At 64.1% G+C, this 21,445-nt stretch carries 19 protein-coding genes, 2 tRNA genes and 2 pseudogenes; 10 read left to right on the top strand and 13 right to left on the bottom strand.

The genetic code is table 11. The features are described 5' to 3' along the window. Window positions 1-32 precede the first annotated feature (32 nt). The 4 genes from RX327_RS05750 to RX327_RS05735 all read right to left on the bottom strand — a co-directional run bounded on the left by RX327_RS05750 (window position 33) and on the right by RX327_RS05735 (window position 2,539). Window positions 33-755, bottom strand: coding sequence for an LrgB family protein (locus RX327_RS05750; protein WP_317249719.1), 723 nt, complete (start codon window positions 753-755; stop codon window positions 33-35). After that, window positions 752-1,138: a CidA/LrgA family protein gene (locus RX327_RS05745; RefSeq protein WP_050385620.1), complete on the bottom strand. Its 387-nt coding sequence runs from the start codon at window positions 1,136-1,138 to the stop codon at window positions 752-754. Before RX327_RS05745 ends, RX327_RS05750 begins: the two co-directional genes overlap by 4 nt. A 481-nt stretch (window positions 1,139-1,619) precedes the next feature. Next, window positions 1,620-2,099, bottom strand: a complete 480-nt coding sequence (locus RX327_RS05740) for a PaaI family thioesterase (protein ID WP_317249718.1) — start codon at window positions 2,097-2,099, stop codon at window positions 1,620-1,622. A 5-nt stretch (window positions 2,100-2,104) separates the two neighbouring features. Continuing rightward, window positions 2,105-2,539, bottom strand: coding sequence for an acyl-CoA thioesterase (locus RX327_RS05735; protein WP_317249717.1), 435 nt, complete (start codon window positions 2,537-2,539; stop codon window positions 2,105-2,107). 181 nt (window positions 2,540-2,720) lie between these two features. Here RX327_RS05735 and RX327_RS05730 point away from each other — a divergent pair, with 181 nt between their 5' ends. Further along, the gene (locus RX327_RS05730) at window positions 2,721-3,275 is read left to right on the top strand and encodes a TetR/AcrR family transcriptional regulator (protein ID WP_317249716.1); all 555 of its coding nucleotides are present in this window, start codon (window positions 2,721-2,723) and stop codon (window positions 3,273-3,275) included. Between the two features lie 83 nt (window positions 3,276-3,358). Here the strand turns inward: RX327_RS05730 and RX327_RS05725 are convergent, their stop codons facing one another. Then, window positions 3,359-3,844 carry a hypothetical protein gene (locus RX327_RS05725; RefSeq protein ID WP_317249715.1) on the bottom strand — a complete coding sequence of 162 codons (486 nt, stop codon included), beginning with the start codon at window positions 3,842-3,844 and terminating at the stop codon, window positions 3,359-3,361. Between the two features lie 207 nt (window positions 3,845-4,051). Here RX327_RS05725 and RX327_RS05720 point away from each other — a divergent pair, with 207 nt between their 5' ends. Continuing rightward, a complete protein-coding gene (locus RX327_RS05720; protein WP_028333536.1) occupies window positions 4,052-4,333 on the top strand; it encodes a PsiF family protein in 282 nt (93 codons plus the stop codon). Between the two features lie 326 nt (window positions 4,334-4,659). After that, a complete protein-coding gene (locus RX327_RS05715) occupies window positions 4,660-5,745 on the top strand; it encodes an AbrB family transcriptional regulator (protein ID WP_410712140.1) in 1,086 nt (361 codons plus the stop codon). A gap of 139 nt (window positions 5,746-5,884) precedes the next feature. Here RX327_RS05715 and RX327_RS05710 read toward each other — a convergent pair whose 3' ends face one another. The 3 genes from RX327_RS05710 to RX327_RS05700 all read right to left on the bottom strand — a co-directional run bounded on the left by RX327_RS05710 (window position 5,885) and on the right by RX327_RS05700 (window position 7,241). Next, on the bottom strand, window positions 5,885-6,454 hold the full coding sequence (locus tag RX327_RS05710) for a disulfide bond formation protein B (protein ID WP_317249714.1): 570 nt from the start codon (window positions 6,452-6,454) through the stop codon (window positions 5,885-5,887). 113 nt (window positions 6,455-6,567) lie between these two features. After that, window positions 6,568-7,011: an imm11 family protein gene (locus RX327_RS05705; protein ID WP_028333539.1), complete on the bottom strand. Its 444-nt coding sequence runs from the start codon at window positions 7,009-7,011 to the stop codon at window positions 6,568-6,570. Then, a complete protein-coding gene (locus RX327_RS05700) occupies window positions 6,969-7,241 on the bottom strand; it encodes a hypothetical protein (RefSeq protein WP_050385622.1) in 273 nt (90 codons plus the stop codon). The genes RX327_RS05705 and RX327_RS05700 overlap by 43 nt, the downstream gene beginning before the upstream one ends. A 327-nt stretch (window positions 7,242-7,568) precedes the next feature. On the opposite strand from RX327_RS05700, the gene RX327_RS05695 reads away from it, so the two are divergent. From RX327_RS05695 to RX327_RS05685, 3 genes are all read left to right on the top strand, one after another. Further along, window positions 7,569-7,653 (top strand) — tRNA-Leu (locus RX327_RS05695). A gap of 211 nt (window positions 7,654-7,864) precedes the next feature. Beyond that, window positions 7,865-8,932 (top strand): tyrosine-type recombinase/integrase, encoded by a 1,068-nt coding sequence (locus RX327_RS05690; protein ID WP_317249713.1) that lies wholly within the window; start codon window positions 7,865-7,867, stop codon window positions 8,930-8,932. A gap of 152 nt (window positions 8,933-9,084) precedes the next feature. Continuing rightward, entirely contained in the window at window positions 9,085-9,264 is a 180-nt protein-coding gene (locus tag RX327_RS05685) for a hypothetical protein (protein ID WP_028333541.1), read from the top strand. Window positions 9,265-9,268: 4 nt separating this feature from the next. On the opposite strand, the gene RX327_RS05680 is transcribed toward RX327_RS05685, so the two are convergent. From RX327_RS05680 to RX327_RS05670, 3 genes are all read right to left on the bottom strand, one after another. Beyond that, on the bottom strand, window positions 9,269-10,579 hold the full coding sequence (locus RX327_RS05680; RefSeq protein ID WP_050385623.1) for an HlyD family type I secretion periplasmic adaptor subunit: 1,311 nt from the start codon (window positions 10,577-10,579) through the stop codon (window positions 9,269-9,271). Then, window positions 10,576-12,492, bottom strand: a complete 1,917-nt coding sequence (locus RX327_RS05675) for a type I secretion system permease/ATPase (RefSeq protein ID WP_152977719.1) — start codon at window positions 12,490-12,492, stop codon at window positions 10,576-10,578. Before RX327_RS05675 ends, RX327_RS05680 begins: the two co-directional genes overlap by 4 nt. A gap of 111 nt (window positions 12,493-12,603) precedes the next feature. Continuing rightward, the gene (locus tag RX327_RS05670; protein WP_317249712.1) at window positions 12,604-15,612 is read right to left on the bottom strand and encodes a DUF5801 repeats-in-toxin domain-containing protein; all 3,009 of its coding nucleotides are present in this window, start codon (window positions 15,610-15,612) and stop codon (window positions 12,604-12,606) included. A 665-nt stretch (window positions 15,613-16,277) separates the two neighbouring features. Between RX327_RS05670 and RX327_RS39205 the strand changes: the two are divergent. Beyond that, window positions 16,278-16,731: pseudogene (locus tag RX327_RS39205) on the top strand (IS110 family transposase); the annotation flags it as partial. Between the two features lie 24 nt (window positions 16,732-16,755). Beyond that, the gene (locus tag RX327_RS05655) at window positions 16,756-17,247 is read left to right on the top strand and encodes a transposase (RefSeq protein ID WP_317249709.1); all 492 of its coding nucleotides are present in this window, start codon (window positions 16,756-16,758) and stop codon (window positions 17,245-17,247) included. 54 nt (window positions 17,248-17,301) lie between these two features. Here RX327_RS05655 and RX327_RS05650 read toward each other — a convergent pair. Together RX327_RS05650 and RX327_RS05645 are read right to left on the bottom strand one after the other, a co-directional pair. Then, a pseudogene (locus RX327_RS05650) lies at window positions 17,302-17,355 on the bottom strand (hypothetical protein); the annotation flags it as partial. Window positions 17,356-17,874: 519 nt separating this feature from the next. Then, window positions 17,875-17,951, bottom strand: a tRNA-Met gene (locus RX327_RS05645). A gap of 317 nt (window positions 17,952-18,268) precedes the next feature. Between RX327_RS05645 and RX327_RS05640 the strand changes: the two genes are divergently transcribed. Then, the gene (locus tag RX327_RS05640; protein WP_317249708.1) at window positions 18,269-19,702 is read left to right on the top strand and encodes a coniferyl aldehyde dehydrogenase; all 1,434 of its coding nucleotides are present in this window, start codon (window positions 18,269-18,271) and stop codon (window positions 19,700-19,702) included. Between the two features lie 96 nt (window positions 19,703-19,798). After that, window positions 19,799-21,403 carry a GMC family oxidoreductase gene (locus tag RX327_RS05635; RefSeq protein WP_317249707.1) on the top strand — a complete coding sequence of 535 codons (1,605 nt, stop codon included), beginning with the start codon at window positions 19,799-19,801 and terminating at the stop codon, window positions 21,401-21,403. Window positions 21,404-21,445: the final 42 nt, after the last annotated feature.

Here is a 21,445-nt window from a genome sequence, read left to right as displayed (position 1 = left end):
ACCAATAGCACAAAACTGCCCTGCAGCCGGGATCAGCGCAGCAGATATGTCACTGCCAGCGGGACCAGGAACGAGGTCACCAAGGCGTTCAGACTCATGGCGATGCCGGAAAAGACACCGGCAATCTCGTCGACCTGGAACGCGCGCGCGGTGCCGATGCCGTGCGCGGCAAGGCCGGCGGCGAACCCGCGAGCCCGATAATCGGTGACGCCGGTGCGGTTCATCAGTGGCGTCACGATGATGGCGCCCATGATGCCGGTGAGGATGACCGCGACGGCCGCCAGCGAAGGATCGGCATGCAGGGATTCGGCGATACCCATGGCGACGCCGGCGGTGACTGATTTCGGCGCCAGCGACAGGATGACGTCGCGCGGCAGCCCGAACGCCTGCGCCAGCAGCACCACCGAGACGATCGCCGTCAGCGAGCCGATCGCGAGCGCAACCAGCATCGGTAGGATCGCCGCCGCGACCCGCCGGCGGTTCTCGTAGAGCGGTACCGCGAGCGCGACGGTTGCCGGCCCCAGCAGGAAGTGCACGAACTGCGCGCCGGCGAAATAAGTCGTGTAGGAGGTGCCGGTCAACAGCAGGAACGCGCCGATGATCCACATCGCGTGCAGCACGGGATTGGCCAGCGGATGCCGCCTTGTCTTCAACAACACCGCGTCGGCCACCGCATAGGTCAACAGCGTCACGGTGAGCCAGAGCAGCGGCGATTGCGAGAGATAGACCCACAGCGAGAACGGATTGTCGCTCACAGCCGCTCCTCCTCGCGCGAAAACAGGCTGCTCGCCGCAACGAAGGTTGCAACCGTCGCCAGCAGGGTGACGATGACCGAAACCCCGAGGATCACCAGGACCGCGATGCCGTGCTCGGCGAGCAGATCGAGCTTCTGCACCACGCCGACGCCGGCCGGAATGAACAGCAGCGAGAGATTGGCGAGCATGCCGCGGCTCGCGCTCTCGACACCGTCATCGCCAAGCGGCCCGCGCGCCAGCGCCGGAAAGCGGTCGCGCGCCAACAGCAGCAACAGCAGCAGCACGAGGCCAACCACCGGGCCCGGCACCGGTACCGCCAGCGCGCGCACGGCGACTTCGCCGACCAGCTGGCAGAGCAGGATCAGGCTGAGGCTGGCGATCATGGCGGGAAGCTCACGCGAGACATCCGCCTATCAGGTCGTTGTGGCGGGACCTTGTCAATGCGCGGATCTTGAATGCGTGCGCAGGTCTTGGGCGCCGCCGCTCTCAAATCCGCTACACCTTCTCAGACCGTCATCCCCGCTTGTCATCCCTGCGAAAGCAGGGATCCATAACCACCGCATTCGGTGATGACCGGGATCGTGGCCCCAGCAAGCGCAACAATTGAGATTCGGGGTAATGGGTCCTGGCCTTCGCCAGGACGACACGGGGTGTGTGGCGCGGCCTGCATCCACAATCGTCCCTGCGAAAGCAACACGCGCCTCGACCAGCCCCGTCATCCCCGCACAAAGGCTTCGCCTTTGTCGCTGGAGGTGCGCGCTCTTGCGCGCCGCGAAGGATGCACGGCCCAGATGTTTCCGCATGTTGTTTCCTGACGACCGAGAGTGGGGCCGTCGACCCTTCGAGACGCCGCTTCGCGGCTCCTCAGGGTGACGGAGATGAAGCTCCGCTCATCGCCGGCGACTCCCGCCTTTGCAGCGCCATCAGCGTGCCGCTCATGGTCGCGACCAACGTCTCGACGCCGTCCTGGATCGCATAGGCGCGGCCGTCGCAGACCGTTAGTGTGCGGCCGGGCTTGACCACGACGCCGCGGAACACGAACCGCTCGCCGCGGGCCGGCGCCAAGAGATTGGTCTTGAACTCGACGGTGAGGATGTCGGCTTCGCGCGGCATCAGGGTGAAGGCGGCGACGCCGCAGGCATTGTCCAGGCCTGCGGTGATCATACCGGCGTGCACGAAGCCGTTCTGCTGGCAGAACTCTGGCGCATAGGGCATCGCAAGATCGACCTCGCCGGGCTCCATGCGCGCGATCGAGATGCCAAGCGTCTGCATCGCGCGCTGGCGCGCGAACGTATCGGTCGCAACCGCACGGTAATCGGGATTCTTCGGCTCGAAACGGGGCATGGCGGTCACGCGATTGCGGGCTCTGAAGGCACGAGATGCGGCATCGCGGCGTAGCGGATCGCCGGTGCAAACGGCGCCGATCTGCGCGCCGCACGGTCGATATGCACGGCCGCGATCTCGCAGGTCGCGGCGATCTCGCCGGTCTCCGCATTGCGCATCTCGTGCAGGATACGGATCGACTTGTCGCGGAACTCGACCAGCCGGCTCTTGATCTCGACGATGTCGCCGGCCAGAAGCTCGCGCCGGTAGGCGATGTTCTGCTGCACGGCGGCCATGCCGCGGCCGGAGCTGCGCAGATAGCTCGGCGTCAGGCCCAGGCGGGCGAACAGATTCCAGTTGGCCTCGTCGAACTTGCCGACATACCACATGATGTTCATGTGCCCGACGTGATCGCATTGCCACGGATAGACCGTGCCGCGATAGGTCGCCTCGCCCTCCATCGGATTCCTCCTTCGATTTTTGATACGGTAGCGTATCAGGGACGAAGCAGGCTAGCAATACGGCACCGTATCAAAGCATGATCCGGAAAAGTGCGTAGCGGTTTTCCGAAAAGATCATGCACAGACAAGCGATTAATGCGCGATGACGATCCCATCGCGCATTATGATGCGCGGAGATCGCATGACTGAAAGCAAAGGCGATGTCTGGGTCGAGGCAGGCTTTGCCGAGCTCGCCCGCGGGGTCGAGGGCGTGCGGGTCGAGGTGGTCGCCAAGAATCTTGGCGTCACCAAGGGCGGCTTCTACCACCGCTTTGCCGACCGCGCCGCGCTGCTCGATGCCATGCTGACACGCTGGCGCGACGGCCGCATCGCATCGATCGAGAAGCACACCGCGCTCGACGGCGCCAGTGCGCGCGAGCGGCTGAAGGCGATCATCACGCTGTATTCGGAGCGCATGAACACCGAGGCAATGGCGATCGAGCTCGCGATCCGGCAATGGGCGCGCACCGATGAGGCCGCTGCCGCCGCCGCCGCGAGCGTCGATGCCGCGCGGCTGAAGAATGTCGCCCAGCTCTATCGCGCCACCGGGCTGCCGATTGAAGCGGCCGACGCGCAGGCCTTCCTGTTCTACTGCTTCATCTTCGGCCAGAGCCTGCTGTTCGTCGAGGGCGGTCCGCGCAAGCGGGCGCAATTGCTGGCGCAGTCGGCGGACAAGCTGCTGACGGAAAACCCGTAGGTAGAGAGCTGCAGCCAATAGAGCCGGTGCAAACGGAAAGCGGCCGGCTGACGCCGGCCGCTCGCCAAACTCGGTCGGCTCGCTCAGGCGCCCTTCAGCTTCTTGGTGCATTCGCTGTAATAGCCGCCGCCCTTCTGGATCCACTTCAAGCCGCCATTGCCGTTGGTGGTCTTGTTGGCATTGTACTGGTCGACGCAGGTGTGCATGCGTCCCTTGCCTTCGGACTCCTTGGCGTATTTGGGATCGATGGCGTTCGGAAATACGGCGGGTCCTGCCGGCGCCGCGGGTGCCGCGGCGGGCGCCTGCTTGGCTTCCTTCGGCGCGGCCGGAGCGGGCGCAGCGGCTGCCGGCGGCGGAGCGGCGGGCGCCGCGGCCGGTGTCGCATCGGCACCGCACTGGGCCTTGCGGAAGTCATTCCACTTCATGGTCCCGAGCGAGCCGTCCTTCTTGGCGGCCTGATATTTCGCGCTGCATTCCTGCGCGGTCAGTGCCTGCGCCGGCGCGCTCGCCGCAAAGGCTGCAAAGCCCGACACCGCAAGCACGCACAACAATCTGGTCTGAATGGTCATCCCTGGTCTCCCGTCATCCCTGGTTTCCCGTTGGTTTCCCGTTGGGGCATTGGCGTAAGACCATTATCCTAGCGCAACCCCGACTTGCGACAACGCGCCAGCGCGCCTGCGCTTTAAAATATTGTGGCGGCGGGACCGCTGCATGTTCATCCACGGTTCAGCATCGTCGCGCGACGTTTCGGCCCTCTTTCCCTCACGAGGTGCCCCATGAAGACGATTTCCATGCTCGCGTCCGCAACCGCCCTTGCCTCCCTGCTGCTGACGGGCGGAGCTTTCGCGCAAACGGCCGCGCCCGCCGCCAAGGACGCCGCTCCCAAGGCCGAGACCAAGGCGCCGGCCGAGAAGAAGCAGCGCACCGCGGAGTCGCTGGAATGCTCGAAGGAAGCCGACGCCAAGGGGCTGCACGGCAAGGAGCGCAAGAAATTCCGCTCCGAATGCAAGAAGGAGAAGTCGGGCGGCGCCGCCGCTGCGCCGGCGGCGACGAAGTAACGTCCGGACCGGTTTGATGCGATTCGCTCTCCCCATCGGGGAGGGCAATCGCACATGCGCTCGATCCCTCGACGACTCCGTGATGCCCGGCCTTGTGCCGGGCATCGACGTGTTGGCTTGCGCGTGGAAAAGGCGTTGATTGCCGGGACACCTCCGCGAAGACGCGCTTCGCGCTTCTGCCCGGACATGACGAGTTTGTGGCGATACTGATCGCAATCCCCGGCGCGTTTCGAAGGGTGAAAATCTGTGCGCCGGGCGAGCCGGGGCGCAATGCTGCAATCGCGAGATGCATTTGTCGCGTTCACGCGAATTTGCCATAAGGCGGCGTGACCCTGATCCGCGCTTCGATGGCAACGGCCATTCCCGACCGCAGCAAAGTCCTGAACGGGCTCGAGACCCTCGTCATCGGCACCGTCGGCGGCTTGCTGTTTCTGTGGGCAGAATTGCCGGGCGGCCTGATCTCGGGGGCGATGGTCGCGGTCGCGATCGCCGCATTGGCCGGACGGCCGCTCGCGGTGCCGGCGGTGCTGACGCAATCGGTGCTGCTGTTGCTCGGCATCTCCCTCGGCTCGCTGATGTCGCAGCAATTGCTGCAGCACATGAGCTCCTATCCCCTCACCATCGGGCTGCTCGCGCTCGCCACCTTCTGCTCGACGTTCGGCTCGAGCTATTACCTCCAGCGCATCCATGGCTGGGACCGCACCTCGGCTTTCCTGGCCGGCAGTCCCGGCGCGCTGTCGCAGATCACCATCCTTGCGGTCGAGCGCGGCGCCGACCTGCCGGGCATCGCGGTGGTACAGACCATGCGCGTCATCATCCTGACCGCCGCGCTGCCGATGGTGCTGGCGCTGACCGGGGTGACACATGCCGCGCCGCCGCCATTGCCGACCTCGATCGCCTCGCCGTTCGGCCTCGTCGCGCTTGTCGCCTTATCGATCGGCGTCTCGCTGCTGCTGCGCTGGATCAAATTCCCCGCGAGCTGGATGTTCGGCGCGATGATCGCCTCCAGCGTGCTGCACGGCGCCGGATGGGTCGAGGGCGGCCTGCCGGACTGGGTCCGCGGCGTGGCGCTGGTCGGTATCGGTGCACTGATCGGCAGCCGTTTCGCGCGGATGAAGACCTCGACGCTGCTCAGTCACGTCAATGCCGGGCTCGGCTCGTTTGCGATTGCCATCCTGATCTCGGCCGTGTTCGTCGCGGTGATCGGCTTCACCACCCATGTGCGGCTCGCCGACGTCGTCGTCGCCTTCGCGCCGGGTGCGATGGATGCGATGCTGGCGCTGGCCCTGACATTGCACATCGACCCGATCTTCGTCGGCGCCCATCATCTGTCGCGTTTCGTCTTCGTCACCATCTCGACGCCGGGCATCATCCATCTGTTCGGCCGGCCGCAGGACGACGTCGACGATTAGCTCGAAAGCGTAATAGGATGGGTAGAGCCAACGGGTCCGCGCAACGCGCGGCCCGATGATAAAATCAGCGAAACCCATCGCTTTCGTCGCGCCTAAAGAGAAATGGTGGGTTTCGCTTCGCTCTACCCACCCTACTGGCTCAGGCCTTCGCGGCTCGCATCACGCCCCAACCGGCGATCGCGGCCATCAGCACCGAGATCAGCACGTTGTAGCCGGCGAGCGACAGGCCGAGGAAGCGCCACTGCACCTCGTCGCAGCGCACCACCTTGACCGTGTCGAGCTTGTCCAGCAGCGAGCCGGCCTTGCCGAAATCCACCATCGGGCCGGTGCAATCGGTCGGCCCCGGCCAGAATCCCCATTCGACACCGGCGTGATAGGTACCGAGCCCGGCATTGGCGAGCGCGGCGAGGCCGAGGATCACGAGGCCCGCGAGCAGCACCGGACGCGGCGCGCCGCGGGCGGCCGCGAGCGCCACCACGGCACCGAGCGGAATCGCGAGATAATAGGCGTAGCGCTGCTCCAGGCAGAGCGGACAGGGCAGGATCTCCAGCACGAGCTGGAAGAACCAGGCGCCGGCCAGGGTCGCCGCCGCGATCACGGCAATCGCCAGCGCCGAGGTCAGCGCCGGATTGCCGGCGGAAGCATGCGACGGATGGGCGGCGGCAATAGTCACGTCGGTCCTCCTGCGAGCATCGTTCGGGAGGGTCATGGGCCCTGCTCCAAGGTCGTCGATTGCGGTCGTATCGCGTGAAAATACCGCTGTCGAGGCGCGGGACAATCACATCCGCGCGGGTTGACCGTGACGGCCGCCGTCCGCCGCGGTCAGATCGCGTTCAGTCGATGATGCGTGGGAACGCGCAGGCCCCACTGGGTCATCGCCGCCTGCAGCTCATCGGAAAAGAAAAGACTCGGATTGAGCAGCCTGCGTTCATGCCAGAGATGGGCGCCGGCGCTGACACGCTTCAAGACCGTCAGACTGCCATAGCCCTTTTTCGTGGGATTGTTTGCAAAATACGCCGTCGATCCCTCCGACACCTGATGGACGGCGCTTTGTTCCGGCACGAAGCTGTCGATGTAACGGCGGACGATGATGCCGTAATACGGAACGGGGTAGTCCTTGCCCTTCGGCGTGGTGATCCGTAACGGCCAGAACTGGTGCACGCCCGGCTCCAGCTTCTCAATGATGGCGTGCAAGGGTGCATCGACGGCACGGACGCCGTTGGTCAAATGCAGCAGCGATCCGAGCGATTTGCGTGACTCCTCCATCCTGAATTCCAACGGGCATTCGTGCGGCTCGAGCAGCCCCTGTCCTCCCTGAACTTGCGAGCCACCTCGCCGATGTAAGCGACATGCCAGTCGTTCAGCGCCGCCCTCTGCTCCGCAGACATCTGCTCGTCGAAATATTGCTTGAGGCCTTCCTCCCAGCCCACATAGTCGCCGTTCGGGAAGAAGTCGCCGAAGTGGCTGCGCTCGTACCATCCCCACACCATGTTCAAGTGCCCCTTGCTTCAAGTGCCCCGTGCGTCATCGAGATCGACGAACCGGACAATACCGTTACGCTCGCGCCTCCGTCTCGAAGTAGGTTGCCGCAGCCGCGGCCAGGCTCGGGGACGGTGGCAGCGGCGGCCGCTGCCGGGCAAACTCTTCCGTGACCGCCATACGGACGGGCGACGGCTTTGCGTCGTCCTTGGGGTCACACCCCCGGAAATTCCGCTGCCGGGGCGCGGGACATCCCGCCCGCGCGGGTTGACCGTGACGGGCCGCCCGCTATAGTCCGCCGCGCTTCGCGACCCCCGGCCTTCCCGGCCGGGACCATTGCGAATGCCCCTGTGGCGGAACTGGTAGACGCGCTCGACTCAAAATCGAGTTCCGCAAGGAGTGCTGGTTCGATTCCGGCCAGGGGCACCAACTAGGCTGTTCAGGCCCGTTCTAAAGCGTCCGCAACCGTCCGCGAAGTGCTCGCAAACCCTTGAAAAACAGGCTTTTCGGCGTACATCGGTGTTCATCACCGTTTGTTCTCGTCCGTCCGCAGCCGTCCGATTTGTTGGTATTTTTGTTGGTATCGGGAGAACAAACGTTCACGGCGACTTTCGCTATTCCCGGCGAAGGAATTGAGCAGATGGCCCGCAAGAACGGTGGCGCGCGCGCCAACCCCAAGCAGATCAGAACCGACGTCGACTGCCGCGCCGCGCGGCCCAGATTCGATAATGGCGAGTGGGGTCCCGCCAAGATTTCCGAAGTGACCGGCGGCGGTCTTTATCTCTTCGTCACGCCGGACAGGAGCAAGCCAGGCAACGCTGCCTCCAAGCTCTGGCGGATGAGCTACCGCTTTCACGGCCGCCAGAAAACCTACTCCATCGGCCCTTATGGCAACGGCACGGACGGCACGTTCTCGCTCGCGGACGCCCGCCGCGAGCGCGACAAGGCTAAGGGCCTGCTCAAGGAAGGCAAAGACCCGAGCATCGAGAAGCAACTCGACAAGCACAGGCACGCCGCCGCCCGGCCTTTCGAGGAATGGGCCGACGAGTGGCTCGCGAAGAAGAAGGTGGAGAAAGTCAAACGCGGCAGGATCGTCGCGGTGCGCGACCCCAAGACCATCGAGGTCCTTGAGCTGCGCGTCGGCTATGTCAAGTCCCGCTTCGGCAAGTTGAGCAGGCAGGACATCAAGCGTCCGGACGTGCTCGCTTTCATGCGTTCATACGAAGCCGAGGGAAAGCTGGAAACCCGCGACCGCGTCCGAAGCATCGGTGAGCAAATCTGCGACTATGCCGACGTCGAAGGCGATGGCTACAATCCATTCCGCAACTTGAATGGGCAGATGATTGCTAACATTTCGACGCCGCGTCCCGGCGTCACCGAACCACGTGACGTGACGCGCGTCTTCAGGCTCATCACCGCACCGTGGACAAGAGCCAGGTTCGGGGACGTTGTTGGCCTTGCCTTGCGCTTCGATGCGCTGACAATTCCTCGCCCGGGCATGGTCAATGAGATGGAATGGCGCGAGGTCGATTGGGATGCCGAACGCTGGACTATTCCAGCCACGAAGATGAAGACCGGCTGGGATCATGTCGTGCCTTTGTCGCGGCAGGCACTCGCAATCCTCCGCAGCGTTCAGAAGCTGACCGGCCATCGCCGATACGCGTTTTCATGCTCGAAGGATGCGCCGCTGTCGGACCGCTCGCGCTAATCGGCTCGCGCACGAAGCTGATGCAGCATTGGGCCGATCGGATCGACCAGTGGCTCGATCCCAAGAAGGTGATGCCGATCAAGGGTGGCGCGCAGCGGTGAGCCCGTCAAGAGGGACGGGTTGAAGTTCGGTCACTCAGCGCCGCTCGGATCGTGACTGATCACGAGTTCATAACCCGGCAGGGTCTGCCGGCTGACGACAAACTGTTTGAGCAGCGAGAGCAGCCATTCTTCGTCGGCGGCTGCTATTCATGGCGGCTGGATGGACCGTTCGTGGCGGAGACATTCCCGCAGTTCGCGCAGAAGCCGGTCGAGGCCAAGCACGCTTCGTGAGCCGCTAGCGCTCTCGCCAGGCGCGCATCAGCTGATCGGAGAACGGCTTGAAGAGGTAAGACATCACTGTGCGCTGCCCGGTCTGAATAAAAGCTTCGACCGGCATGCCAGCGATCAGCTTCACATTGCCGAGGCGGGCCATCTCCGCCTCCGTCACCGCAATGCGGGTGACATAGAAGCTGGCTCCGCTCTTTTGGTCGTTCGTGACATCAGCGGACACGTGATTCACTTCACCGTTGAGCTGGGGCGTTGTCCGTTGGTTGAAGGCGGTGAACCGCAGCAGCACCGGTTGGCCGACGGACACGCGATCGATCTCGTGTGGGGCGATGCGCACCTCGACGACGAGCAAGTCGTGAGCGGGGACGATCAGCATGATCGGCTCGCCGGCGGTAACGACGCCGCCTATCGTGTGCAGCGCGAGCTGCTGCACGGTGCCATCCTGCGGCGCGCGGATGTCGATGCGCTTGAGCTGATCCTCGGCGGCCACCCGCTTCTCGACCAGTTCCGAGGTCTTCGCGCGAATCTCGGCGAGATCCTTTCCCACCTCGGTGCGGAGATCCTGATCGATCTGCATGATTTGCAGCGCGGTCTCGGTGATCCGGCCCCTTGCTTCGGCGATCGAGGCGACCAGAGCGCCGCGTTCGCCGTGCAGGCGCACTGCATCGCGCTCAAGGGTGGTCACGCGCGTGATCTGGACCAGGTTCTTGCGCCACAGCTCGCGCACGCCAACAAGCTCTTGGTCGACAAACGTTGTCTCGCCGTCTTTCGCCTCGATCTGCTCTTCCAAGCCGCGGATCTGCTCTCGCAGCTGGCCGATACGCTCGTTGAGCTGTGCCTTCTTGCCTGCTCGGGCGGTACCGCGCAGTTCGAACAGCTTGTGCTCGCCGAGGAGCACCCGCGCTACGTCCGTGTCGGAGACACGCGCGATGAGGTCCGCGGGAAAATCGACGCGCTTCTGGTCGTCGCGCTCCGCCTCGAGCCGGGCCTGGCGTGCCGCCATCTCGTCGAGGCTCTTGAGAATGACCAGAAGGTTGGCCCGCGTCACCGTCTCGTCGAGCCGCAGCAGCACGTCTCCGGCCTTCACTCTGGAGCCCTCACGGACATTGAGCTCGCCCACCACGCCGCCGGTGGGGTGCTGTACCTTCTTGCTGTAGCTGTCCACCACCAGCGTGCCCGCGCCGATGACGGCGCCTGCGAGCTCCGTCGTGGCGGCCCAGCCGCCGACGGCGCCTGAGAGAATGATGACCCCCACGAGCCCAGCGCGAAGGTGCCGGCGAATCGAGGGCGGCACTACACTGACCGACTCGCGGTTCATGTGCTCGCTCCCTCGCTCACGACCTTGAGCGGCACCGATGCCGGCCGCGACTGCATCATCTTGGCCAGCAGCGCGTCCTTCGGCCCGTACGTCTGCACACGCCCCTGCGACATCACCATCAACTGGTCGACGCCGGCGAGCGCGCTGGTGCGGTGTGCAACGACGATGACAATGCCGCCGCGCGCGCGCACGCCCGTGATGGCTTGCGTCAGGGCCTGGTCGCCCTCCAGGTCCAGGTTCGAGTTGGGTTCATCGAGAACCACCAGGAACGGATCGCGGTACAGCGCACGGGCCAGCGCGATGCGCTGGCGCTGCCCAGCCGAGAGCGCCGCGCCGTCCTCGCCGATCTGCGTATCGTAGCCATCAGGCAGTTGCAGGATTGTTTCATGCACACCGGCCGCCATTGCGGCCGCGATCGTCGCTGGCCCGTCGGGCTCTGGATCGAAGCGGGCGATGTTCTGGGTTACCGTTCCGGCGAATAGCTCCACGTCCTGCGGCAGATAGCCGATATGTTGCCCGAGTGCCTCCGAGTTCCACTGATCGAGGGCGGCACCGTCGAGCCGCACCTTGCCACCCACCGACGTCCAGACGCCGACGAGGGCGCGCACCAGCGATGACTTGCCAGAGGCACTCGGGCCGACGATACCGAGCCCTTGCCCGGGCTTCAGCGTGAAGGAAACCTCGAGCACCACCGGGCGCTGATCGCCTGGCGGCGCCACGGAGACGGTCTCGACGGCGAGGCCTTTGCACGGCGGCGGCAACGGAGTCTTCTCCGACTCGTCCGGGAGCTGCGCCCAATATTGCCGCAGACGTTTCCAGCTCTGCCGGGCCGCGACCAGGCTTTTCCAGTGCGCGATGGCGAGCTCGACCGGAGCCAGTGCGCGCGACGTCAGGATGGCGCCGGCAATAATGATCCCGCCACTCGCCTCCTGTCGAATGACCAGATAGCCACCGACGCCGAGCACCGCCGATTGCAAGACCGTGCGCAGCACCTTGGAGACGGAGCCGAAGCCGCCAGCGATGTCGGCGGCGCGCCGCTGGCTGGCCATGTAGCCGTCGTTCGCCACCGCCCAGCGCGCGGCAAGGCGCCCCCGCATGCCCATCGCCTGCAATACCTCGGCATTGCGGCGGCTGGCCTCGGCCAGGGCATTGCGCTGCGCCACCCGCCCGGTGATGTCCTTGGTGTGCGCGCGCGTCAGCCGGTCGGTGACAAGCGTCAGCGAGACAAGCAGCAGCGCGCCGATCAGTGCCGTGTGCCCCAGCAACGGGTGGAACAGATAGCAGATCGTGAGATAGAACGGGATCCACGGCAGGTCGAACAGCGCGGTCGGGCCGAGCCCGGAGAGATAGCTGCGCACCTGGTCGAGATCGCGCATCGGCTGCAGCCCGTCGCCGCTGACGCGCCCCCGTAGCGGCCAGCGCGCGACGATGTCATAAGCGCGCTCCGAGAAAGCGCGATCGAGCCAGTCGCCGATCCGGACCAGGATGCGCCCGCGCACAATGTCAAGGAATGCCTGGAAGAGATAGAGGCCGCAGGCCAGGACGGCGAGGCCGACGAGCGTCGGCACGCTGTGGCTCGGCACTACGCGGTCGTAGACTTCCAGCATGAAGAACGAACTGGTGAGGTACAGCACGTTCAGCATGGCCGTGATCAGGCCGATGCCGATCAGCACGCCGCGGCAGGCGCGGAGCAGCGAGGGCAGATCGTGTGCGGGCGACGGCCCGTTGTGATCACCGGCAGGGCCGGGGCGCGCGCTCGCCCGCCGGCGCCGCGCCAAGCGGAACAGAAGGATCGCCGCCACGATAGGCAGCGCTGCGCGGAGCATGAAGTCGCGCGGCCCGTCGAAAGCCGGGCCGCGCCAGGCTTGCGCGTCGGCTGCGATTTGAGACCAGCACTCCGAGAGAATGTCCAACACGCGTATCGATTCCTAGAGGCTTTTCTTGGAGGCTTTCGAACTCGAGAGGCCTTAGCTCGGCGGCGCGGAGGCGCATCCATGTCGGATGCGTCTCCGCGCGCGACGGAACTAGGCCAACGGCCAGTGGCTCACGGTCGTCGAGTCCGGGTTGTCCACCAACACGTTGAAGGTGGCCTTGGCCGTATCGCCGTCAGCGTCGGTGTTGACGACCCGGAACTGGATGTCCTGATCGTTCACCGGTGCGGCCACCTGGGTCGTGAAGTTGATGATGCGGACACCCGCATTGGTATCGGCCGGGTCGAAGTAGAAGCGGATGTATCCGGTCGAGAACGATTCGCCGGCAGCATCGTGATTGGTGCCGGGGACGGCAGTGTTGCCTAAGTCCGCAAGGGTGACGTGGACGTTGCCTTGCTTGAGACTGCTGATGGTCGGGTTCTCGTAATCGATCAAATCGCCGGCGGAGTTGAACAGCCAATACTCCGCCTTGATGCTGCTGATGTTGCCGATCCCCGCCACGTCGAAGGCCAGGTTCTTGAGGTTCACGCCACTGCTTTCGCTGAAGAAGAAGCCTTCGTTCATGTTGATCTGCGACGCCTGCCCGTTCTTCACTCCGAATCCGATATTGTCGGGGTTGAGATCGTCGGCCGGGTTCGTGGGGCCGAGGTTGGCGTGATTCAAGTCACTTGTCGACTGATTGAGCCCCAGCGCGCCTGATGGGTTCGCGTAAAACGTCCCATCATTGAAGAACAGTCCGTTGAACAAGATGTTGTGGCCGCCGCTCGTGCTGACATTGAGCGTCTCGACCGGGCTTCCCGACTTGATGGCGCTGAAGTTCAGCGTCTCCGGCGGGTTGGCGAGCGTCTGCAGCACCGTGAAGGTGTAACCTGTGTCGGTTACGCTCAGTTGATAGACACCGTTGCCGCCGGAATCCTTGTAGGTCAGGATCGTATGATCGGCGTTGTATGATTGCGTGAGCCCGGTGATGGCAGCGCCGGCATCGATCGTGACCTTGGCTCCGTCGGCGCCATCGGGTGACGTGAACGAGTCCGATCCCGAGGAGCCGGCGGTGAACGCGACCGCCGGATGCTGGGCGTCCTGCCCGGAGAGGCTCTCCACCCCGCTGAGGCTTGGACCGTCGTCGAGCAACTTGAACAGGTTTCCGATGTTGGCCGCCGCGGCGGTGCTTGTGTCGCCGTCCTTGTCGGTGGCAGTGGCCGACAGCGTGATGAGGTCCGCGGTCATGGTGGCACTGGCTTCGGAGCTGTCGCCGACCGTCCCCTGAGTACTCGTGGTGTCGGCAGTCGCTTCGTGGACGGCCCGAAATTCGTGGAACGTCACAGTGCCCGTCGAATCGACATGAACGGTGAAAACGAGATCACCGCCCGTGCTCGTCTTGCCGAGTACGTCTCCCTTGAGGAAGTTGCTGCCGTCGGCACTTGCAACGCTGAGCAGAACGGCCTGCGACGACAGCGAATCGATCAGTCCGGAATCGACATTGGCGGACTTGACGCCGAGCGTGTAACCGCCGACGGCTCCAGCCGCGTCGGCGCCGTAATTGGGTGTGAACAGGCCGCTGAAGCTGCCAGACGTGGTGGTGTTCGCTGCATTTGGGGTGGAGCCGGCCGCGAGATAGCTCTCGTCGAGTTGCAACGCCGTGGCGGTGCCGTTCGCCAGGAGGGTCGGACCGTCGTCCTCGAACAACAGGTTGCCGCCGACGGCGGCATGCTCCGTCCCGCTGGTCGTGTTCGAGACGCTGAACGTGAAATTGCCGGCGTCGAAGCTGACATTGGATCCGCTGCCGCTGGTCGGCTGGGCGTTGCCGACCACAAAGCGGTCCATGTGGCTGGATTCAGCGACCTGGAAGTCGACGGTATAGTTCTTTTTCAGGCCATCGACGAAGTACGAACCGTCGCCCGCAGCAGTGATGGTGATGCCCGTCGTGACCAACTGTGTCTTCGCGAGGTCGGAATACACTTTGATCGTATTGCCGAGGATCGGGACCAGCGTCTGGTCGTTGCCGGTCAAGCCGTCGCTCCCGATGCTGGTGGTCGAGACAAGATTGCCGTTCTGAAGATTATTTGTTTCGTTGAAGGCATATATGTGCACTTTGACAATGGTGTTCGTGTTCCCGGGGTTCACCTGGGTCACCGAAAAGCTCGCCTCCGTCACCGACCCGACGTGCGAGGTGTAGCTGAGCTTCGTCAGATCGTGCACGTCTGGATTTGTCAGCGGGAAGTCGGGGTAGTTCACGTGGTTGACGACGTCGATGCGCACCGCCTCACCGGGATTGAGCGCTTGCGAATTATTGCCGAGGCCCTGTGTGCTGACGGTCACCTTCGAGCCCGGCGCCAGGCCGGTGATGAGCATATCGGGATCGCTGGTGTCTGTTCCTGCGGTCGCGGTCTGCTCGATGGCCGACCAGTCGTCCGATCCGGACGGCACGTGACTGAAATCGCCGAAGTTGACGGTCGTCGTCGTGGTGAAGGAGGCCTTCACATCGACGAGGCCGGAAAGGTCAAGCACGTCGGCATCGTCGATCCCGCTGGTGTTGGTATGTTTCAGGGCCTCGTACTGGATGGTCCAGATGTTGCCGCCGGACACCTTGCCGGAGGTGAGGGTCTCGTCGATCACGATTGCGAAAGCCACGGCACCTGTGGAACTGGCGGTCCACGTTTGGCCACCGTCTGACGTGGTGCCCTCACGCCCGAGTAGGATGTTGTTGTTGGAATCGGCGTAGAGGAAGATCTGCGCCCCATTGTGGGTGGCGAAAATCTGGGTGGCGGTGCCGTCGGCGATCGCGTTCCCTGAGGGGTCGGAGAACTGCAGGTCGGTAACGGTGGTTGTGTTGAGCTGGATGAAATCGGTGCTGGCGCTGCCGATCGTCCGCGCGGCAACTTGCGGAAACACCACGCTGGTGTCACCCAACTCTTCGCCGGTGGAGCCAGCCGTAATGCCCAGACTGGTCTTGAGCGCTGCGCTCATGTTCGAAAGCAGGTAAGACCAGGCGACTTCGTTGTCGGGTCCCGCCAGCACGCCAGTGTCATTATCGGTGCCGCTGGTCTGCAAGCTCGCGGCTTCGTCGATGATGAGATTGCCGTTGATGGTCAGCACTGCCATGATTTCCTCCTTGGGAAAGGCGGGTTCGCCTCGCACCTGCTCCAGTGCAAGCGGCAACCGCCCGGGCGCGCGATCGGCCCCTGGTTTCACGTCAAAAAAACGCGTGCGTGCACTCGCCGGCGACATTCCGTCGCCGGAGGAGACGTCAGTTTCTGGCAGTCCATTAGAATGGGGCGCAGCGGAAGCTTGTCGCTACTTCGCGTACGCCCATCCGACGCTGCCTGAATGATCAGTCGCGGAGAGAAGTACCTGCAATCGAATGATCAAATGTTTTTGCATGCTATTCTCCCTCGATCAGCCGCAAACTGCCGCGAACGCAAGTGGAGAAGCACCGTCCAACAAATTTCGAGGCCAAGCCTCCCAATGGAACTTTCTCAGTAAAGGAGTGAGAAAATTCAAGGTAAAGGGTGAAGAAGCAGTACCACCTATGAGGTAGGGCGCATCTATTTAGACACGACGACGACAATGTCGCCCTGCACGTGTGCACGGCGCGGGATGCTGCTAACAGCGCGCGGATAAGCCGGCGCGACCAATTATGCAAGAAGTGCTCTGGAAGCTGGGCCGGAACGTCAGCTTCTGATGCTGTGGACGGCTCCTCCACTGGCACGAGAGTGCCACGGTATGGGCGCCGTTTTTGAGGCTCCCACGATTCGGAGGAGCAGCCTATGCAGTCAATTTCGACGATCGGTCTGGATATTGCGAAGTCGGTCTTTCAAGTGCACGGCGTCGATGCAGCCGGGCAAGTGGTCATACGGCGTCAGCTCAAGCGCCGTTTCGTGCTGTCCTTCTTTGAGAAGTTGCCGCCGTGCCTGGTGGGGATCGAGGCTTGCGCATCATCCCATTATTGGTCCCGTGAGTTGCAGGCGTTGGGACATACGGTGCGATTGATGCCTCCGGCCTATGTGAAGCCGTACGTCAAGCGGTAAAAGAACGACAGCACCGACGCGGAGGCCATTTGTGAAGCGGTCACGAGACCCAACATGCGGTTCGTGCCGACCAAGACGGTCGAGCAACAGAGCTGTCTGATGCTTCATCGAGCGCGCCAACTCTTCATCCGCCAGCAGACTGCCGTCATCAGTTCAATCCGCGCCTATCTTGCCGAGTTCGGGATTGTCGCCCGGTCGGGCGCCGGGGCGTCGAGCAATGACTGGAAGTAGCGCCGATACAGCTGACCGCCGGCTCCCGGTGGTGGCCCGCGCGTGTCTTGAGGCTCTCGGCAGTCAGTTGCGGGCGCTGAAGGCCCAAATCCTGGAGTTCGACAGGCGCATTGTCGCCTGGCATCGATCGAGCGCGACGAGCAAACGGCTGGACGCGATCCCTGGTGTCGGTCCGGCGCTGGCAACGGCGCTGGTCGCGAGCGTTGCTGATGCCAAGGCGTTCCGATCAGGTCGGGACTTCTCGGCCTGGGTTGGCCTCGTGACGAACCCAGCCGCCGAATGGATCATTCAAGAAGTAACAGAGTTGCGCGTTGAGGATCAAGTTCAGCAGGGTATCGAGTTCGCGCTCTATCCGTTTGATCTCGGACCGAGCCGTCTCGATCGAGGCCGAGCCTTCCATCCGAAGACGATTCATCCCGCGTGTGAATTCGTCGCAGAATTCCCTGAACAGAGCCGGGTCCATCAGGTGGTAGCGTAGCGCGTTGAGCACGCGTGCCTCCAGCCGCTCGCGCTGGACACTCTTTCGATTTTCGCAGGTTCCCTTATTTCTCGCCGTCGAGCACCCAACTAGGTCGGCCGAGATCATGGCGTATCCGCCACCGCAGCATGCGCATTTTATCAAACCCGAGAACAGGTATTTTGGGCGGCGTCGGTCGCGGAAGCTATTTGGTACCTCAGTGCCATCGTTGTCGCGCTTTATCTTTGTGGCGGCCTGTCGTGCTTTTGCGGCGTTCCAGAGTTCATCATCCACGATGCGGTGGTGCCGCCGGTAAGATCAACACAAAAATGGTTCAGCTTGAGGGCCGCAAGGCTGAGCTCGAGCAAGCGCTAGTTGACGCGGAGGAGCCGCCACCCCTGCTGCACCCCGAAATGGCAACTTTCTATCGACAACAGGTAAGTGCTCTGCATGAGGCGCTGCGGGCTGATACTGAGGCGACCCGGCTGAAAGCTGGAGAGGTCCTGCGCTCTCTCGTGAAGGAGATCGTCCTCACACCCGGGGATGGGGAACTGAAGATCGACGTCCGAGGCGATCTGGCGGGAATCCTGGCGGTCGCCCTCAAAACGAAAACCCCAGCCACGAGGGCTGGGGTTTCGCAATTTGAGATGGTTGCGGGGATAGGATTTGAACCTATGACCTTCAGGTTATGAGCCTGACGAGCTACCGGGCTGCTCCACCCCGCGTTAAATCATTGCGTGCCTTTCAGAAAGGGTGCCTGAGCCGGCCGGCCAACGCTTTTCAACGGCGCCGATCGATCCGTCCGGGGGCTTCCTGAGAAGGCGACCCGGGCCGAAGCCATCGGGTGCGGGGCGTATGTATCAACGTGAGCCCGGTTTGGAAAGCCCCGGATGCGGGTTTTTGAGGATTTTGTGACGTCGAAATCGCCGGCTGTGCCGGCAGGATTTACCGCCGGGAACCGGGCCTTGCCAGACCGCGCGCAAAAGCGGAGCTTGGCGCGCAACAAATCCGCCAAGAAAACGTCGTCCGAGGGGGAAATGCCATGGACCGGCCATTGAAGAGCCCGGGGCTGCATGCGCTTGAGGAGGCCTTTTATCGCCAGTTCGAGCTGTCGCGCAGCGACCCGGCGCCGACATTGCAGGCACGGCTCGACCGGCTGCGCCGCCTGCGCGCCGCGCTGAACGAGAACGAGGCGCGATTCGAGGCGGCGATCTCGGCCGATTTCGGCCACCGCTCGGCGGTCGAGACCACCATCGCCGAGACCATGCTGCTGTTCTCGGAGATCCGGCATGCCACCAAGCACCTCAAGGCCTGGATGGCGCCGCAGAAGGTCCCGACCACGGTGCAGTTCGCGCCGGCCAAGAACCGGCTGATGCCGCAGCCGCTCGGCGTCGTCGGCATCATCGCGCCGTGGAATTATCCGCTTCAGCTCACGCTCGCGCCCGCGATCGGCGCGATCGCCGCCGGCAACCGGGTCATCATCAAGCCGAGCGAGCTGGTCCCGCACTTCTCGGCGCTGCTGAGGGAGACGGTCGCGCAGAGATTCGACGTCACCGAGCTCGCGGTCACGGATATCGACAACGAAATCGCAAAGGCGTTTGCCGCGCTGCCGTTCGATCATCTGATCTTCACCGGCTCGACCCGCGTTGGCCGGCTGGTGGCCGAAGCCTGTGGCCGCAATCTCACGCCTGTTACGCTCGAGCTCGGCGGCAAGTCGCCCGCGATCATCGACGCTTCCGCCGATCTCGACGAGGCGGCCGAGCGCATCGCCTACGGAAAACTGCTCAATGCCGGACAGACCTGCATCGCGCCGGACTATGTGCTGGTGCCGCAGGCCGCGGTGCAGGCCTTCGCGATGCGGCTGCAGGGTCACATGCAGCACATGTTCGGTACCGATCCCGATAACGCCGATTACACGTCGATCGTCTCGGATCGGCACTATGCGCGGCTCGAGCGGCTGGTCGTCGACGCCGCCGCGAAGGGCGCGACCATCATGCAGCCGGCAACGCCGAACGACCGCGAGTGGAAGGCGAGGCGCAAATTTCCGCCGACCGTCATCGTCGACGCGACGCCAGACATGACGGTGATGCAGGAGGAGATCTTCGGGCCGGTGCTGCCGGTGCTCGGCACTCGCGACCCGGCGGAGGCGATCGCTTTCGTCAACGCCCGCGACCGGCCGCTGGCGCTGTACTGGTTCGGCAGCGACCAGAGCGCGCGCGACGAGGTGCTGGCGCGCACCGTCTCCGGCGGCGTCACGATCAACGACTGCCTGTTCCACTTCACGCAGATCAACCAGCCGATGGGCGGCGTCGGCGCCTCCGGCACCGGCGCCTATCACGGCGAATGGGGCTTCAAGACGTTCAGCAAGCTGAAGCCGGTGTTCTATCGCTCCAGGTTCAATCGCCTCGCCGATCTCTATCCGCCCTATGGCGGCAAGATCGCGCGGCTGGAGAAGCTGATGCGGTTGTTGTCGTAGAAGTGCTGTCGTTCCGGGGCGCGAACCGAACCCGGAACCTCGAGATTCCGGGTTCGCGCTGCGCGCGCCCCGGAATGACGATAAGGGGGAACATGCGTGACTGACACATTCGATTTCGTCGTCGTGGGCGCGGGCTCGGGCGGCTGCACGGTCGCGGGGCGGCTATCCGAAGATGCGGCGACATCCGTCGCGCTGCTCGATGCCGGCGGGGCTTGCGACAACTGGGTCGTGACCACGCCGGGCGCGCTGGTGCTGATGGTCGCCGGCAACGTCAACAACTGGGCCTTCAACACCGTGCCGCAGAAGGGGCTGAACGGCCGCATCGGCTATCAGCCGCGCGGCAAGGGTCTCGGCGGCTCGTCGGCGATCAACGCCATGGTCTATATCCGCGGCCACCGCGCCGATTACGACCACTGGGCTTCGCTCGGCAACGCCGGCTGGTCGTACGCAGACGTGCTGCCCTATTTCAAGCGGTCGGAGAACAACGCCGATTTCGACGGCGAATATCACGGCAAGGACGGGCCGCTCTTCGTCAACAAATTGCGCTCCGGCAATCCGGTGCAGCAGATCTTCCTGCAGGCGGCGCGGGAGGGGCAATTCCGCATCCGCGAGGATTTCAACGCCGAAGACCATGAGGGCCTCGGCATCTACCAGGTGACGCAGAGGAACGGCGAGCGCTGGAGCGCGGCGCGCGCCTATGTCCATCCGCACATGGGCAAGCGCGCGAACCTGCGCGTCGTGACGCAGGCGCATGCCACGCGCATCCTGTTCGAGGGCCGGCGCGCGGTCGGCGTCGAGCACCGCCAGGGCAAGGACGTGAAACAGCTTCGCGCGCGACGCGAGGTGATCCTGGCCGCCGGCGCATTTCAGTCGCCGCAGCTCCTGATGCTGTCGGGCGTCGGCGATGCCGCCGCGCTGCGCGGGCACGGCATCGCAAGCGTGCATCATCTGCCCGGCGTCGGACAGAACCTGCAGGATCATCCCGACTTCATCTTCGGCTACATGTCCGACAGTCCCTATTTCTCCGGCATCTCGCTCAAGGGCATGCCGCGGCTGATCCGCGCCATCCTGCAATATCGCCGCGAGCGCCGCGGTCCCCTCACCTCCAATTTCGCCGAATGCGGCGGCTTCCTGAAGACGCGGCCCGATCTCGACATGCCCGACATCCAGCTGCATTTCGGCATGGCGATGGTCGACGACCACGGCCGCAAGCGCCATGGCGGCACCGGCTTCTCCTGCCATGTCTGCCTGCTTCGCCCGAAGAGCCGCGGCAGCGTTTCGCTCGCCAGCCTTGATGCGATGCAGGCCCCGCTGATCGATCCGAACTTCCTTGGGCACGAGGACGATCTCGAGACCATGGTCGCGGGCTTCAAGACCACGCGCCGCCTGATGGAGACGCCGGCGCTGCGCGCGCTGCAGCAGAAGGATGTCTTCACATCGAACGTGCGCAGCGACGACGACATCCGCGCCGTGCTGCGCGAACGCGTCGACACCGTCTATCACCCGGTCGGCACCTGCAAGATGGGGACGGACGGGATGGCCGTGGTCGATCCGGCGTTGAAGGTGCACGGGCTCGAAGCCCTGCGCGTCGTCGACGCCTCGATCATGCCGACGCTGATCGGCGGCAACACCAACGCGCCCACGATCATGATCGGGGAGAAGGCGGCGGAGATGATCCGGGCGGAGATGCGGGCGGGGTGACCAAATGCGTAGGGTGGGCATGGCGCAAGAGCACCTTTGCCC

The sequence above is a fragment of the Bradyrhizobium sp. BEA-2-5 genome (genome assembly GCF_032918025.1).
In the GTDB taxonomy this organism is placed as follows: domain Bacteria; phylum Pseudomonadota; class Alphaproteobacteria; order Rhizobiales; family Xanthobacteraceae; genus Bradyrhizobium; species Bradyrhizobium pachyrhizi.
This window is presented reverse-complemented; position numbering and strand designations above follow the sequence as displayed.